The 257-nt window shown below is 58.4% G+C and carries 1 protein-coding gene; it reads left to right on the top strand.

Going from position 1 to position 257, the window contains the following annotated elements; genetic code table 11:
- A partial coding sequence (locus tag SB751_RS32560; protein WP_410749326.1) for an NAD(P)-binding protein occupies nt 1-257 on the top strand: 257 nt, incomplete at both ends.

Below are 257 nucleotides of genomic sequence, written 5' to 3'. Positions count from 1 at the left end.
CCGCGAACGGACACGATAGCAACCACTTCGACGTAATCATCCTCGGTTCGGGCATGTCCGGTACCCAGATGGGGGCCATCCTGGCCAAACAACAGTTTCGCGTGCTGATCATCGAGCAGTCGTCGCACCCGCGGTTCACGATCGGCGAATCGTCGATCCCCGAAACGTCTCTCATGAACCGCATCATCGCTGATCGCTACGACATTCCGGAGCTCGGCCACATCACCTCGTTCTACTCGACGCAGCGTTACGTTTCG

It is taken from the genome of Cupriavidus sp. SIMBA_020, from assembly GCF_046535395.1.
Taxonomy (GTDB): Bacteria; Pseudomonadota; Gammaproteobacteria; order Burkholderiales; family Burkholderiaceae; genus Cupriavidus; species Cupriavidus campinensis.
Note: the sequence above shows the minus strand (reverse complement) of the source record. Positions and strands in the feature narration are given on the sequence as shown.